We start from the raw sequence: 15,293 nt of genomic DNA, 5'->3' as shown, positions 1-15,293 counted from the left end.
GGGTGATGATCGGGGCAAAGGCGCGCCGCAAGCGGCGCTGGGCAAGGCAGTTGACTGCGATCTGCCTTGGCAGCGTCGCGAGCGGGGCAATGGCTCAGGTTCAGCAGGAACCTTTGCCCCCACCTCCCGACACGACGGTAATTCAGGATGGGCCAGTCGCGCCGGCTCCGGAAACGGAGCCGGTGGGCCCACCCGTTTCGCCGCCGACGGAAGAGCCCGAGACTGGCGAGCTCAAGCATTCGCCGCCCAATGCCGGCGGCATTCCCTTGTCGACGATCGAAACCGACAACCAGCTCCTGCTCTATTTCGACCCGATCCAGACTTATCTCACGCCCTATGTCGCAAGGGCGTTCGAGAATGCGATCGAGTGGCACAAGGATCGCTTCCACTGGGAGCCCTGGGACCGCACCACGGTCCTGCTCAAGGATTTCGGCGATTTCGGTAACGCCGGCGCTCGGGCGTCGCCCAACAATGGCGTGCTGCTCGACGTCGCGCCGGTGTCGCAACGGATGGAGACCTTCACGCCGGGCGAGCGCTTCTACACGCTGATCAACCATGAGCTTGCGCACGTCGCGACGCTCGATGCGTGGAACAAGCGCGACGCCTTCTGGCGCAAATGGCTGGCCGGCAAGCCGATGCCCATCCAGGAGCATCCGGAATCGATCCTTTACAATTATCTGACGACGCCCCGAAACAATATCCCGCGCTGGTACGCCGAAGGGTCGGCCGTCTTCTTCGAAACATGGATGGCCGGTGGGCTAGGCCGTGCGCAGGGCGGCTATGACGAGATGGTGTTCCGGGCCAAGGTCCGCGACAACGACAAGCTCTATTCGCCGCTCGGGCTGGAGAGCGAAGGCATCGCGGTCGATTTCCAGATCGGCGCCAACGATTATCTCTACGGCACCCGCTTCTTCTCATACCTTGCGCTGACCTACGGACCCGAAAAGGTGATGCAGTGGCTGCGCCGCGACGACGACAGCGCGGCCTTCTACGCCTCCCAGTTCAAGCGCACCTTCGGCAAATCGCTCGATGCGGTGTGGAGCGAGTGGCACGCGTTCGAGCGGGTGTTCCAGCAGGAGAATCTCGCCAAGCTATCCGCCTATCCGTTGACCGACGTGCAGCATCTCAGCCCCAAGGGCCTCGGCTCCATGTCGCGGGGCTATGTCGACGAGCGTACCAACAGCCTGGTCGCTGCATTCCGCTTCCCCGGGCAAATCGGTTTCATCGGGACGATGGACCTCGCGACCGGCAAGCTTCGGCGTCTGTCCGATTTGAAAGGCATGATGCTCTATTTCGTGACGAGCGTCGCCTTCGATCCGGACAGCCGCAAGGCCTATTATACCGACGACAACCGGGCGTTCCGGGATGTCATGGAAGTCGATGTCGACACCGGCAAGAAACGCATGCTGCTGCGCGACGCGCGCATCGGCGACCTGGTCCTCAATCCCAGGGACAAGTCGATCTGGGGCATAAGGCACCAGAACGGCTATGCGACCCTGGTCCGCATTCCGGCGCCCTATGCCGGTTTCAACCAGGTCCACACCTTCGACTATGGGATCACGCCGTTCGACCTCGATATCTCGCCGGACGGGTCGCTGATCTCCGCAAGCTATGGCGAGATCAACGGCACCCAATCCGTGCGGGTCTGGAAGACCGAGGATTTCGAGGCATCGGGCACGCCCAACGAGGTGGCGCGGCTCGACCTCGCCTCTTCGACGCCGGAGGGTTTCACCTTCGCGCCTGACGGCAAGTCGATGTACGGCACCAGCTACTACACCGGTGTGTCGAACATCTTCCGGTTCGATCTCGACACCCAGAAATATGACGTGCTGTCCAACGCCTCGACCGGTTTCTTCCGGCCGATGTTGCGGCCTGACGGTCAGCTATTGGTCTATGAATATACTGGCGAAGGATTGAACCCCTCGCTGATCCGCGCGGAAAAGCGGGATGACCTCGGAACGATCGAGTTCCTCGGCACCAAGGTGATCAAGACCCATCCGGAGCTGAAGGAATGGGGCGTGGGGTCTCCTGCGAAGGTCGATCTCGACCCGCTGGTCAAGGCGCGCGGCATGTATCACGCCACCGACCGGATGAAGCTGGCCGCCGCCTATCCGATCATCGAGGGTTACAAGCAGAAGCTAACCGCCGGCTATTTCTTCCACTTCGAAGATCCGATGCAGTTCCATCAGCTGAGCGCGGCGTTCAGCGTCTCGCCATGGGGCGACTTCGGCGACGGCGAGGGGCTGCACGCGGACATCGAATATAAGACGCTGAACTGGAACCTCCGCTACTGGCACAACGACGCCGACATTTATGATCTGGCGGGTCCGGTGCTGCGGAGCCGCAAGGGCGATGCGATCATCATTGGCTACAACAAGACCAAGATCTACGATCCGCCGCGGCAGCTCGACATCTTCGGCAGCGTCGCCGGCTATTTCGGGCTGGAGCAGCTGCCGTCGGCCCAGAACGTACCCAGCCCCAAGGACATTTATTCCGGCGAACTGGGCATCAAATATACCAATTCGACCAGTGCGCTCGGCGGGGTCGACCATGAAAAGGGGATCGCCTGGCGCGCGGTCACCGGCATCGACCATGCCGAGGGGAAGGAATTTCCGAGGCTATGGGGCGGCATCGATTATGGCGTGCCGCTGCCGTGGCCCAATAGCTCCGTCTGGGGCTATGCGCAGGCCGGCATCGTCGGCGGCGACAGCGACAGCCCGCTCGGCGCGCTCTACTTCGGCAGCTTCCGCAACAACTATGTCGATAACCGGCCGGAGAAACGGTACCGCGAGCTCGAGGCATTTCCGGGCTTCGAAATCGACCAGATCGCCGCGCGAAAGTTCGGCAAGGTGACCGGTGAGGTGAACCTGCCGCCGGTGCGGTTCGAAGAGGTCGGAACGGCTGCCTTCTTCCTGAGCTATGCGCGGCCGGCCCTGTTCGGCGGCGCCATGCTGCTGGATTCGCCTGAGGACACCAAATATCGGCTGTTCACCTTGGGTGCGCAGGTGGACCTTGGGTTCACCGTCGTGATGCGGCTTCCAATGGTTCTCTCGCTGGGCATCGCACAGGGGTTCGGCGACAAGGATATCGACGGGCGAACCGAATTTATGGCATCGCTGAAGATCCTGTGAGGGGTCTCAGATGAACCTGATCGAAGTCCTCAACTGGTCGGTCGCGCTGGTTCCGGTGCTGGTGATGGTCGTGCTGTTCGCCTGGCTCGACGTCTTCAAGCTGATGGCGCCGCGCGAGCTGGTCGGACCGCTGATCATGGGCGGCTTCATGGCGCTGGTCGCCTGGCCGATCAGCGGCCAGATGCTCGACACGCTGCCGATGGGCTACAGCTTCTACAGCCGCATGGTCGCCCCGTGGATCGAGGAGGCGTTGAAGGCCATCCCGCTGATGATCCTGATCGCCGCCAACCGGATCGGCTACAAGATCGATGCGATTATCTTCGGTTTTGCGATCGGCGCCGGATTCTCCGTTGTAGAGAACGGCTTTTACCTGATGCGCTATCCAGACCTGACGATGCCGGTGTGGGTAGTTCGTGGGCTGGGCACCGCGGTCATGCATGGCACCACGACGGCAATCCTCGCCGCGGTTGCTCATGAGCTCGGCGAGCGCAGGTTGCGGGAACAGGGGACCGGTCTGGCCTTCAACCTGCTCTGGTTCGTGCCCGGCTATCTCGCGGCGGGGTTCATCCACATCATCTTCAACCAGTTCCCGGATCGGCCCGGCCTGGTAATGCTGGCGACCTTGGTCCTGGCACCGATCGCGATCATCGGCCTCCTCCGCTTCGGCGAGACGGAGGCGCAACTATGGCTCGTCGAGGAGAGTGAAGGCCATCGCCTTTGGCTGGAAGAATGGCGCAAGGGCGGCTTTCCCGCCGATGCCAGCGGGCAGCGGATCGCCGCGCTCGCGGGCCGGGCGACCAAGGCCGAGTCCGAGCGCATCCGCGAATATTGCATGCTGAAAACCGAGCTGGTCCTGACCGCCGAAGAGGAGCTGCTCGACCGCGACCGCAAGCTTGAGGAAGGTGAATCGGAGCGACTCCGGACGGGCTTCGCGCGGTTGGAGGCACTGCAGCAGGAAATCGGTCGCACCGGCTTTGCCGCATTGCGCCGGATTCTCCCATTTAGCCGCAATGACGAATGGGAGCTGAGCGAGCTCAAGGAGTTGCTGGAATCCGAGTAGCGGTGCAGGACGTCACGAAGTAAATTCGTGACGTCGGTCCTGTCCGCTGTGCGGCAGGCCGTCCGGATTTCGGCATCTCTACGCGCTAGCTCCCGATCGCTCCGCAATCGCTCACTTGCGCTCGGTGCCTCAATCGTGGCAGCGGCCTTCCGAACGGGAGAGCAAATTGACGACCACCACCATCGAGCAGCTGGAAGCCAAGCGCGCGCAGGCGCGTCTGGGCGGCGGCGAAAAGCGCATCGAGGCGCAGCATGCCAAGGGACGGCTGACCGCGCGCGAGCGGCTGACCGTGCTGCTCGATCCTGACAGTTTCGAAGAAGTCGACATGTACGTCGAGCATAATTGCGTCGACTTCGGCATGGAGACGCAGAAGATCCCGGGCGACGGCGTCGTCACCGGGTCGGGCACGATCAACGGCCGGCTCGTCTATGTCTTCGCGCAGGATTTCACCGTGTTCGGCGGCTCGCTGTCGGAACGGCACGCCCAGAAGATATGCAAGATCATGGACGCAGCGATGAAGGTCGGCGCTCCGGTGATCGGCCTCAACGACAGCGGCGGCGCGCGCATCCAGGAAGGTGTTGCGTCGCTCGGCGGCTATGCCGAGGTATTCCAGCGGAACGTGCTGGCCTCCGGCGTGGTACCGCAGATCAGCCTGATCATGGGCCCTTGCGCCGGCGGTGCAGTCTATTCGCCCGCGATGACCGACTTCATCTTCATGGTGAAGGACAGCTCTTACATGTTCGTCACCGGGCCGGACGTGGTGAAAACCGTCACCAACGAGGTCGTGACGCAGGAAGAACTGGGCGGCGCGATCACCCACACCACCAAATCCGGCGTCGCCGATGTCGCGTTCGAAAATGACATCGACGCGCTGATCGCGACCCGGGAGTTCTTCGACTATCTGCCGCTATCCAATCGGCATGACATTCCCGAGCGGCCCTGCGCCGATCCGTGGGACCGGATCGAGGACAGCCTCGACACTTTGATCCCGCCGTCGGCCAACCAGCCCTATGACATGCACGAGCTGATCCGGAAGGTCGCCGACGAAGGCGATTTCTTCGAACTTCAGCCCGGGCATGCCGGAAACATCATCATCGGCTTCTGCCGGATCGAAGGGAAAACCGTCGGCGTCGTCGCCAACCAGCCGATGGTGCTGGCCGGCTGCCTCGACATCAATGCTTCGAAGAAGGCTGGGCGCTTCGTCCGCTTCTGCGACGCGTTCGACATCCCGATCCTGACCCTGGTCGACGTGCCGGGCTTCCTTCCGGGCGTGGGGCAGGAGCATCACGGCATCATCAAGCATGGCGCCAAGCTCTTGTTCGCCTATGCAGAAGCAACCGTACCGAAGATCACGGTCATCACCCGCAAAGCCTATGGCGGGGCCTACGACGTCATGGCGTCGAAGCACCTTCGCGGCGACTTGAACTATGCCTGGCCGACCGCCGAGATCGCGGTGATGGGCGCCAAGGGTGCGGTCGAGATCATCTTCCGCAAGGACATCGGCGATCCCGACAAGATCGCGGAACGCACCCGCGAATATGAGGAGCGCTTCGCCAACCCGTTCGTAGCGGCGTCGAAGGGCTTCATCGACGAGGTGATCATGCCGCATTCGACGCGTCGTCGAATTGCGCTGGGATTAAGGAAGCTGCGCGACAAGCAGTTGGAAAACCCGTGGAAGAAGCACGACAATATTCCGCTTTAAGTTCGTCGTGCCGAGTTCACCGTCCGGTATTGCCCCGAATGCCGTCATGCTGAACTTGTTTCAGCATCCATTTTTTTCGTAGGGCGGTACGGGCGGCGAGATGGACCCTGAAACAAGTTCAGGGTGACGGAGAGATTTATGAAATTGGGCAGGCTCAACCACGTAGGCGTGGCAACCCCGTCGATCGAGAAATCGGTCGCCATGTACCGCGAGCGGATGGGCGCGGAAGTGGTTCGCGAGCCGTTTGACCTGCCGGCGCAGGGCGTCCGCGTCTGCTTCGTCGACACGCCCAATTCACAGATCGAGCTGATCGAGCCGTTGGGTGCGGACTCGCCGATCCTGAAGTTTCTCGAACGCAGTCCTGAAGGCGGGCAGCATCACCTCTGTTTCGAGGTGCCGGATATCGAAGCGGCGCGCTCCTTTTACGACGGCAAGGGCGTGCGCATCCTCGGGCCGACGCGGATCGGGGCGCATGGGACGCCGATCTTCTTCCTCCACCCCAAGGATATGGGCGGGGTGCTGACGGAGATCATGGAATCGCCGAAGCAGGCGCATTAGCCATGTGGCGGGTCGCGGTCAGTGCGTTGCTGCTGTGCTGCCCACCCGCCGCTGCCCGTTCCCCCGTAATGACGCTGGCTAGCGATGTGGCCGCGCCGGCCACTACTGCCGGCGTTCAGAAGCTTGGTGCCAACGCATTCTTCTACCGGCCCGCAGCCGCTTCCACTTCGCCACGCCCACTGATCGTCCTGTTCCATGGCGCGGGAATGTCGGCGCGCAATTTCCTCGACGGAGCCAAGGCTGAGGCGGATCGATGCGATTGCCTGTTGCTGTCGGTCCAATCGACCGGCGCGACCTGGGATACGATTGGCCTGGTCAGCGCGGCATCCAGGAACGGACGGGCCATGCGCGATGACCTTTTCGGTGCGGATGCCGGGCGCGTTGAGCAGGCGCTTTCGATCGCGCTTCGAGCGCCCGATGCAGATCACCGCGCGGTGGTTTTCGCCGGCTTCTCCGATGGCGCGAGCTATGCGCTGAGCCTTGGCCTTGCCAACCCGGCGATCGTCCGCGGGGTCGTCGCCTTCGCTCCCGGATTCCACCTGGAACCCGCCGCGATCGATCCCAAGCAACGGCTGTTCATCGCCCATTCGCCAGCCGACCAGATCCTGTCGTTCGAGCGCACGCGCGACGATACCGTCGCTTCGCTGAAGAAGGCTGGCTTCGACATCAGCTTCCGCCAATTCGAAGGCGGGCATCGGGTAGACAAGACGCTCTTGTCAGAGGGCGTCGACTTCGTTCTGGGCCGGAGCCGCGGCACGAGCTAAAGGAGGCATCATGTCCAGCCACTTCGCCACCATTCGCTGGTTCGCCTCGCCCGGCGAGGATTTTGCCAAGGGGCAGTATAGCCGGGCGCATAGCTGGAACTTCGATGGCCTGACCAACGTATCGGCTTCGGCCTCACCGCACATTGTCCCGATGCCCTGGGCCAATCCCGATGCCGTCGATCCGGAAGAGGCGTTCGTGGCCAGCGTCGCGAGCTGCCACATGCTCTTCTTCCTGGATTTCGCGCGGCGGTCCGGGCTGGTCGTGACGGGTTATGAGGACGAAGCTGAGGGCGAAATGCACAAGGGCAGTGACGGCAAGACCCGCATTACCCGCGTCGCGCTTCGCCCGCGGATCGTGTTTGCCAGCGAGGAGCCCGAGCAGGCGATCATCGACGAGCTCCACCACAAGTCGCACGAGGCCTGTTTCATCGCCAATTCGATCACCAGCGAAGTGGTGGTGGAGTCGAGGTAACAACCTCGAACGGATGCTGGAGCTTTGCTTCGGCTGGCGCTAGGGGCGTCCACAATGACTGAGAAACCGACAATTAACGACTGGAAGGCGCTGGCCGACAAGGAATCGCGTGGGAAAGACCTGTCGCGTGAGACGCCCGAGCATATCCGCCTGAAGAATGTCTACGGCCCCGAAGACGCGGCCGGGATCGACAGTGGCTTGCCGGGTCTGCCTCCCTATACGCGCGGCCCCTATGCGACCATGTATGCGGGGCGTCCCTGGACCATTCGCCAGTACGCTGGTTTTTCGACTGCCGAGGAATCCAACGCCTTCTATCGCCGCAATCTGAAGGCGGGCCAGAAGGGGCTCTCGGTCGCCTTCGATCTCGCCACCCACCGCGGATACGACAGCGACCATCCGCGTGTCGCCGGGGATGTCGGCAAGGCGGGTGTCGCGATCGACAGCGTCGAGGATATGAAGCTGCTGTTCGACGGCATTCCCTTGGACGAAATGTCGGTCAGCATGACGATGAATGGCGCGGTGCTGCCGGTCATGGCCTTCTACATCGTCGCCGGCGAAGAACAGGGCGTTCCTCGCGAGAAGCTTTCCGGAACGATCCAGAACGACATTCTGAAAGAGTTCGCGGTTCGCAACACCTACATCTATCCGCCCGAACCATCGATGCGGATCGTCTCTGACATCATCGCCTACACGTCAGAAGAGATGCCCAAGTTCAACAGCATCTCAATCAGCGGCTATCACATGCATGAGGCCGGAGCGACGGCGGTGCAGGAACTGGCCTACACGCTTGCCGACGGCATGGAATATGTCCGCGTTGCGATCGCGGACGGGCTGGACGTGGACGATTTCGCGCCGCGCCTCTCATTCTTCTTCGGCATCGGCATGAACCTGTTCATGGAGGTCGCGAAGCTACGCGCGGCGCGGACCCTGTGGGCGCGGATCATGACCGACCTCGGCGCCAAGACCGAGAAGTCGAAGCTGCTCAGGACCCACTGCCAGACCAGCGGCGTGTCGCTGACCGAGCAGGACCCGTACAACAATGTCATCCGCACCACGATCGAGGCGCTTGCCGCGGTACTGGGCGGGACCCAGTCGCTGCATACCAACAGCTTCGACGAGGCGATCGCGCTGCCGACCGATTTCTCAGCCCGCATCGCGCGCAATACCCAGCTGATCCTGGCCGAAGAGAGTGGCGTCACCGCCGTCGCCGATCCGCTCGGCGGCAGCTGGTATGTCGAGGCGCTGACCCGCGAGCTGGAAGAGCGCGCCTGGGCGCTGATCGAGGAAGTCGAGAGCCACGGCGGCATGACCAAGGCGGTCGCCGAAGGCCTGCCCAAGATGCGGATCGAGGAAGCCGCCGCCGAGCGCGCGGCCAAGGTCGATACGGGCGAAACGGTGATTGTCGGCGTCAACCGCTACCGGCTGGAAAATGAACCGCATCTCGACATCCTGGAAGTCGATAATGCCAAGGTTCGCGCCGGCCAGATTGCACGTCTGGAGAAAATGCGCAGCACCCGCGACGAGGCGAAGGCACGCGCCGCACTGGACCTGCTGGAAACGGGCGCTCGCGACGGTGGCAACCTGCTGGCGCTGTCGGTCGAATGCGCGAGGGCGCGCTGCTCGCTGGGCGAGATTTCGGATGCGCTCGAGCGTGCGTTCGGCCGTTATCACACCAACCCGGAACCGGTTCGCGGCATCTACGGACGCCGCAATGACGCGCGCTGGAAGGAAGCCGTCGCGGGCACGTCATCGGTGGCGGAGCGCATGGGCCGCAAGCCCCGCATCCTCGTCGCCAAGATGGGCCAGGATGGACATGACCGCGGCGCCAACCTGGTCAGCTCGGCGTTCGGCGATTTGGGCTTCGAGGTAATCGCAGGGCCGCTGTTCCAGACCCCGCGCGAGAGTGCGGAACTGGCGGTGGAGCATGATGTCGACGTCGTGGGCGCATCGTCGCTCGCGGCAGGCCACAAGACGCTGATCCCCGAACTCATCGCGGCGCTGAAGGAGGCCGGCCGGCCGGACATCAAGGTGGTCGCTGGCGGCGTTATCCCGCCGCAGGATTATGCGATGCTCCGCGAGGCGGGTGTGCAGGCGATCTTCGGACCTGGCACCAATCTCGCCGACGCGGCGGACGAAGTGCTTCGGCTTCTCGGCCACAACAAGCCGCCGGTCGATGAGGCGGCGGAGTGAATTTGCCGCAATTCGTCATGCTGAACTTGTTTCAGCATCCATTTTCGGGAAGGGCGGAGCGAACGAAGGAATGGACTCTGAATCAAGTTCAGGGTGACGGGTTAGGGGCTCGCTAGTGTTCAAGAAAATCCTGATCGCCAATCGCGGGGAAATCGCCTGCCGCGTCATTCGCACCGCCAGGCGGATGGGGATCAAGACTGTTGCCGTCTATTCGGACGCCGACGCACGCGCGCCGCATGTGCGTCTCGCCGATGAAAGCGTTCGCCTCGGGCCAGCGCCGGCGGCGGAAAGCTACCTCAAGGCCGAATTGATCATCGACGCCTGCAAGGCGACGGGCGCCGAAGCGGTCCACCCGGGCTATGGCTTCCTGTCGGAACGCACCAGCTTTGCCGAAGCGCTGGAGAAGGCCGGCATCGCCTTTATCGGACCGCCGCCCAATGCCATCGCCGCGATGGGCGACAAGATCGAATCCAAGAAGCTGGCGAAGGCAGCCGGGGTCAATGTCGTGCCCGGCTACCTCGGCGAGATCGCCGACACCGACGAGGCGGTGAAGATCGCGCATGACATCGGCTTCCCGGTGATGATGAAGGCCTCGGCCGGCGGCGGCGGCAAGGGCATGCGCCTCGCTTACAATGAAAAGGACGTCCGCGAAGGCTTCGAGGCGACCAAGCGCGAGGGCCTCAACAGCTTCGGCGATGATCGCGTCTTCATCGAGAAATTCATCGAGGATCCGCGCCACATCGAGATCCAGGTGCTCGGCGACAAGCACGGCAACATCCTCTACCTGAACGAGCGAGAGTGCTCGATCCAGCGCCGCCACCAGAAGGTGATCGAGGAGGCGCCGTCGCCCTTCGTGTCGCCCGAGATGCGCAAGGCCATGGGCGAGCAGTGCGTCGCGCTGGCCCGCGCGGTCGGATATCATTCGGCCGGAACGGTCGAACTGATCGTCTCCGGCGCCGACAAGACCGGCGAGAGCTTCTACTTCCTTGAAATGAACACAAGGCTGCAGGTCGAGCATCCGGTCACCGAGGAAGTGACCGGCCTCGACCTGGTCGAACAGATGATCCGCGTCGCCGCCGGCGAAAAGCTCGCCTTCACCCAGGACGAGGTGAAGCTGAACGGCTGGTCGATCGAGGCCCGCGTCTACGCCGAGGATCCCTATCGCGGTTTCCTGCCGTCGACCGGAAGGCTGACCACTTACCGGCCGCCGGCCGAGCACCGCGACGGCGACAGCGTGATCCGCGTCGATGACGGTGTCGCGGAGGGCGGCGAGATCAGCATGTTCTACGACCCGATGATTGCCAAGCTGATCAGCTGGGCCCCAACCCGGGACGAGGCGGTGCAGGCGCTGGATGCGTTCCAGCTCAGCGGCATTTCGGACAATATCGATTTCCTCTCGGCGCTGCTGCAGCACCAGCGGTTCAGGTCGGGCGAGTTGACGACCGGCTTCATCGCCGAGGAATATCCGGAAGGCTTCACCGGTGCGCCTGCCGACGAGCAGTTGATGACGGATCTCGCCGCGCTGGCGGCGATCGTTGAGCTGACGGTCGAGACGCGCGCTGCGCTCATCGACGGGCAACTCGGCGACCCGGTTTTCCCCGAGGCCGTACAGGTCGTGCGCATCGGCAAGCGTGACTTCACGGTCGCCATTGCTCCCTATGATGGCGGCAACCTCGCCATCGTCGATGGCGGCGAGGCGATCGACGTGGTTGGCGACTGGTCGCCCGGTGACAAGCTACTCGTCGCGGACATGGATGGGCGCCACCGCATCGTGCAGGTGGCGAAGAGCGGCCGCGGGTGGACGCTGACGACGCGTGGCGCGGCCCACAAGGTGGTGGTCGTTCCGCGGCACATCGCGGAGTTGGCGAAGCACATGATCGAGAAGGTGCCGCCCGACATGTCGCGGTTCCTGCTGGCGCCGATGCCGGGGCTGCTGACGCGGCTGGAGGTCAAGGCAGGCGATAAGGTCGAGGCCGGCCAGCCGGTCGCAGTGGTCGAGGCGATGAAGATGGAAAACATCCTACGCGCCGAGAAGTCGGCCACGGTCAAGGCGACCCAGGCCAAGGCCGGTGACAGCCTGGCGGTCGATCAGATCATCGTCGAGTTTGAGTAGGAATTTTGCACGCGAAGACGCGAAGGACGCGAAGGGATTTTTGAGCTTCGCGCACTTCGCGCCTTCGCGTGATACTACTGATTCCTCAGCTCCACCCGCCGCAATTTGCCTGTCGCCGTCTTCGGCAATGCCTCGACGAACTCGATTTCGCGGGGATATTTGTATGGCGCAATTGTTGCTTTTACAAAATCTTTGAGTTCTGAAATCAAAGCATCATTTGGCGTCGCGGAAGCGGCCGGGACAACGAATGCTTTCACCTTCTGGCCGCGTTCCGGACAGGGCACGCCGATCACCGCGCACTCCGCCACGGCCGGGTGGCCCAGAAGTGCATTCTCTACTTCAGGCGCGCCGATGTTGTAGCCTGAGCTGACGATCATGTCGTCGCTGCGCGCCACATACCAGAAGTAACCGTCGCGATCCTTGCGATAGGTGTCGCCGGTCAGGTTCCAGCCGCCCTCGACATAATTACGCTGACGCGGATCATCGAGGTAGCGGCAGCCGGTTGGACCCTTCACGGCCAGCCGCCCTTCACCCTCGTCCAGTGGATTGCCCTCGGCGTCCAGTACGGTGGCCTGATAGCCCGGCACTGCACGGCCGGTTGATCCTGGGCGGATCGCATCGCCGCTTTCGGAAATGAAGATATGCATCATCTCGGTCGCGCCGATGCCGTCGACGATGGCGATCCCGGTATGCGCCTTCCATGCGGCCCAGATCGCGCTGGGCAAATGCTCGCCGGCGGACAGGCAGCATTTGAGGCTCTTGAGTGCGTCGGCGAGCGTCGGCTGCGACAACATCGCCTTGTAGGCGGTGGGTGCGGTGGCGAGGTGGGTGACGCCGTGGGCGGCGATCACTTCCAGCATGGCCGGCGGGGACGGCTGCTCGATCGTTGCAGCTGCCGCGCCGAAATAGAGCGGAAACATCACCGTCGCGCCAAGCCCGAAGGTGAAGGCGATGGGGGCGCTGGTCAGGACGACATCGCCCGGCTCCATCCGGAAATGCGTCCGGGCGAAGCTGTCGCACGGCGCCAAAATGTCGCGGTGGAACTGGATGCAGCCCTTGGGGACGCCGGTGGTGCCGCTGGTGAAGGCGATCATCGCCGGATCGTCGCGGCGGGTGTCGACAGGTGGGAGCGGCGACAGCGTGGCGCAACGCGTCTCCAGCTCGCCCTTGCCATAGTCGCCGTCATATTTGACGAGATGCTTGATGTGCCGCGTCTGGCTCATCGCTGCGCGGAAGTCGCCGATGAAGCGGCTGTCGACCAGGGCGTGGGTGATCTCTGCTGTGTCGATCACGGTCGCGATTTCGCCGGGACGCAATAGCGGCATGGTGGTCACGACAACCCCGCCGGCCTTCAGCACGCCGAGCCAGGCGGCGAATAACGTGTAGCCATTGGGTCCTCGCAGGAGGACGCGGTTGCCGGGCACCAGGCCCTTCTCTTCGACCAGCAGCCTAGCAATGCGGCCGGAGAAGAGGTCGAGCTCGGCATAGGTCCAGCGGCCATGCGCGTTGACGACCGCGAGGTCGCCGGGCTTTCCGCGCTTCAAAAGCTCGGCAGCGCCGTTCAGATGTTCGGGATAGTTCAGGGCAGGCAGGTCGAAGCGGAACTCGGGAAGCTCATCAGCCGGCGGCAACCGATCGCGGACGAACGAGTCGTAGCTCATTCGGCAACCACCGCCGTTGCTTCAATCTCGATCTTGGCCGCATGTTCGACGAGCCGTTTCACTTCGACCAGCGCCATTGCCGGGTAGTTGGCCCCCATGATCGATTTCCAGATCGGGCCCAGCTCGTCGCGAAGGCTCAGATATTCCTGGATGTCGGTGACGTAGATGGTGAGCCTGACGATATGTTCCGGGCCGGCCCCATCCTCTTTCAGGATTGCAAGGATGTTCCGCAGCGCCTGCGCGAACTGGCTGTCGAGGCGATGCGACGGGAAGAATTCGCGCTCGTCCCAGCCGACGACGCCGGCAGTGAAGATCATTCGGCCGGTTGCGCTGATTCCGTTGGAATAGCCCTTGGGACGCGGCCAGCCGGGCGGCAGCAAGGACCTCATGAGCGATGCTCCTTCAACAGGTCGCGGGCGATGATCATCCGCTGTACCTCGCTTGCGCCTTCATAGATGCGCAGAGCGCGGATTTCACGATAGAGTTCCTCGACCTTGGCGCCCTTGGTCACGCCAAGCCCGCCATGCATCTGCACGGCCGCGTCGATGACTTTCTGTGCCTCGTCGGTGGCATGAAGCTTGGCCATGGCCGCCGCCCGGCGGTTGTCGGCCTCTCCCATATCCTGCTGCCACGCCGCGCGGGCGATGAGCAGCTCGGACGTGTCGACCGCCATCTTCATTCCGGCGAGCCTGTCCCAGGTCATCGGGTTGTCCGCGAGAACGCCGCTGCCGAGTCTGCGCGAGGTCGCGAAATCAAGCGCCTCGTCGAGCGCCCGGCGGGCGAACCCAAGCGCCGCCGCGCCAACGGTTACGCGAAACAGGTTGAGCGTCTGCATTGCGATCCGGAAGCCATCGCCCTCGGATCCAAGCGGATCGGCGCGGACGCGGTCGAACTTCAATCGGGCAAGCGGGTGGGGTGCGATGACTTCGATCCGCTCGGCGACCGACAGGCCGGGGTCATCGCCCCGGACGATGAAGGCGGAGATTCCGCGAGCGCCATCTTCAGTCGACCCGGTCCGCGCGAACACCGTCAGTACGTCGGCGATGGTACCGTTGCTGATGTAGCTCTTCTCACCCGTCAGGACCCAGCCATCGCCGTCCCGCTCAGCGCGCATCGCGATGTTGGCGGCGTCGCTGCCGGTTTCAGGCTCCGTCAGTGCATAGGCCGCGACCGCTCGGCCGGATGAAACCTTTGGCAGCCATTCCGCTTTCTGCTCGGCGCTTCCGAACAGGCTGATCGCGCCCGACCCCAGCCCTTGCATGGCAAAGGCGAAGTCGGCGAGGCCGCTGGCCCGCGCCAAGGTCGATCGCGCAATGGCCAGGCTGCGGACGTCGGGGGCCGTGTCGCCTTCGGCCACGCACAGCCCCAGGAAGCCCGCTTGTCCAAGTTGAGCAACCAAGGTCCGGCAAGCGTTGTCGACATCATCGTGATGGTCATCGCCAAGGTTGGCGGAACACCATTTGGCTAGGTGCGCCTGCAACTCGCGATGGCGCGGCTCGAAGAACGGCCAGTCTAGCCAATCAGTCATCTCTCCCCTCCCTGGCAGGGAGGGGCAGGGGGGGGCCCCACGGCAGCTTTAGGCAAGCCCTTGGGCAGCATCGAGCTGCCTCGGGGCGGGGGGCCCCCCCCCCCCCCCCCCCCC

The 15,293-nt window shown here is 63.4% G+C and carries 11 protein-coding genes; 8 read left to right on the top strand and 3 right to left on the bottom strand.

The features are described 5' to 3' along the window. Window positions 1-5 precede the first annotated feature (5 nt). The 8 genes from LZ496_RS06775 (at window position 6) to LZ496_RS06740 (ending at window position 11,990) form a co-directional block, all read left to right on the top strand. On the top strand, window positions 6-3,131 hold the full coding sequence (locus LZ496_RS06775) for a hypothetical protein (protein ID WP_249903892.1): 3,126 nt from the start codon (window positions 6-8) through the stop codon (window positions 3,129-3,131). Window positions 3,132-3,141: 10 nt separating this feature from the next. Next, the gene (locus LZ496_RS06770; RefSeq protein WP_249903891.1) at window positions 3,142-4,191 is read left to right on the top strand and encodes a PrsW family glutamic-type intramembrane protease; all 1,050 of its coding nucleotides are present in this window, start codon (window positions 3,142-3,144) and stop codon (window positions 4,189-4,191) included. A gap of 166 nt (window positions 4,192-4,357) precedes the next feature. After that, window positions 4,358-5,893 carry an acyl-CoA carboxylase subunit beta gene (locus LZ496_RS06765; RefSeq protein WP_249903890.1) on the top strand — a complete coding sequence of 512 codons (1,536 nt, stop codon included), beginning with the start codon at window positions 4,358-4,360 and terminating at the stop codon, window positions 5,891-5,893. A 138-nt stretch (window positions 5,894-6,031) separates the two neighbouring features. After that, a complete protein-coding gene (gene mce, locus LZ496_RS06760) occupies window positions 6,032-6,451 on the top strand; it encodes a methylmalonyl-CoA epimerase (RefSeq protein ID WP_249903889.1) in 420 nt (139 codons plus the stop codon). Window positions 6,452-6,453: 2 nt separating this feature from the next. Beyond that, window positions 6,454-7,215, top strand: a complete 762-nt coding sequence (locus LZ496_RS06755) for an alpha/beta hydrolase (protein ID WP_249903888.1) — start codon at window positions 6,454-6,456, stop codon at window positions 7,213-7,215. 10 nt (window positions 7,216-7,225) lie between these two features. Continuing rightward, complete coding sequence (locus tag LZ496_RS06750) at window positions 7,226-7,687, top strand: OsmC family protein (protein WP_249903887.1); 462 nt, start codon at window positions 7,226-7,228, stop codon at window positions 7,685-7,687. A 54-nt stretch (window positions 7,688-7,741) separates the two neighbouring features. Beyond that, a complete protein-coding gene (gene scpA / locus LZ496_RS06745; protein WP_249903886.1) occupies window positions 7,742-9,877 on the top strand; it encodes a methylmalonyl-CoA mutase in 2,136 nt (711 codons plus the stop codon). Between the two features lie 115 nt (window positions 9,878-9,992). Further along, entirely contained in the window at window positions 9,993-11,990 is a 1,998-nt protein-coding gene (locus LZ496_RS06740) for an ATP-binding protein (RefSeq protein WP_249903885.1), read from the top strand. Between the two features lie 74 nt (window positions 11,991-12,064). Here LZ496_RS06740 and LZ496_RS06735 read toward each other — a convergent pair whose 3' ends face one another. Genes LZ496_RS06735 through LZ496_RS06725 form a run of 3 tightly spaced genes read right to left on the bottom strand, consistent with a single transcriptional unit; the run spans window position 12,065 to window position 15,179 of the window. Further along, window positions 12,065-13,651, bottom strand: a complete 1,587-nt coding sequence (locus tag LZ496_RS06735; RefSeq protein ID WP_249903884.1) for an AMP-binding protein — start codon at window positions 13,649-13,651, stop codon at window positions 12,065-12,067. After that, the gene (locus LZ496_RS06730) at window positions 13,648-14,040 is read right to left on the bottom strand and encodes a RidA family protein (RefSeq protein WP_249903883.1); all 393 of its coding nucleotides are present in this window, start codon (window positions 14,038-14,040) and stop codon (window positions 13,648-13,650) included. Before LZ496_RS06730 ends, LZ496_RS06735 begins: the two co-directional genes overlap by 4 nt. Next, window positions 14,037-15,179: an acyl-CoA dehydrogenase family protein gene (locus LZ496_RS06725; RefSeq protein ID WP_249903882.1), complete on the bottom strand. Its 1,143-nt coding sequence runs from the start codon at window positions 15,177-15,179 to the stop codon at window positions 14,037-14,039. Before LZ496_RS06725 ends, LZ496_RS06730 begins: the two co-directional genes overlap by 4 nt. Between the last annotated feature and the right edge of the window lie 114 nt (window positions 15,180-15,293).

The sequence above is a fragment of the Sphingomonas caseinilytica genome, assembly GCF_023516455.1.
Lineage (GTDB): Bacteria > Pseudomonadota > Alphaproteobacteria > Sphingomonadales > Sphingomonadaceae > Sphingomicrobium > Sphingomicrobium caseinilyticum.
This window is presented reverse-complemented; position numbering and strand designations above follow the sequence as displayed.

What these genes read in the sequence shown, in the direction of transcription:
- LZ496_RS06775 (WP_249903892.1), top strand. Translation starts at nt 6, where the DNA reads ATGATCGGGGCAAAGGCGCGCCGCAAGCGGCGCTGGGCAAGGCAGTTG.
- LZ496_RS06770 (WP_249903891.1), top strand. Translation starts at nt 3,142, where the DNA reads ATGAACCTGATCGAAGTCCTCAACTGGTCGGTCGCGCTGGTTCCGGTG.
- mce (WP_249903889.1), top strand. Translation starts at nt 6,032, where the DNA reads ATGAAATTGGGCAGGCTCAACCACGTAGGCGTGGCAACCCCGTCGATC.
- LZ496_RS06755 (WP_249903888.1), top strand. Translation starts at nt 6,454, where the DNA reads ATGTGGCGGGTCGCGGTCAGTGCGTTGCTGCTGTGCTGCCCACCCGCC.
- LZ496_RS06750 (WP_249903887.1), top strand. Translation starts at nt 7,226, where the DNA reads ATGTCCAGCCACTTCGCCACCATTCGCTGGTTCGCCTCGCCCGGCGAG.
- scpA (WP_249903886.1), top strand. Translation starts at nt 7,742, where the DNA reads ATGACTGAGAAACCGACAATTAACGACTGGAAGGCGCTGGCCGACAAG.
- LZ496_RS06735 (WP_249903884.1), bottom strand. Translation starts at nt 13,651, where the DNA reads ATGAGCTACGACTCGTTCGTCCGCGATCGGTTGCCGCCGGCTGATGAG.
- LZ496_RS06730 (WP_249903883.1), bottom strand. Translation starts at nt 14,040, where the DNA reads ATGAGGTCCTTGCTGCCGCCCGGCTGGCCGCGTCCCAAGGGCTATTCC.
- LZ496_RS06725 (WP_249903882.1), bottom strand. Translation starts at nt 15,179, where the DNA reads ATGACTGATTGGCTAGACTGGCCGTTCTTCGAGCCGCGCCATCGCGAG.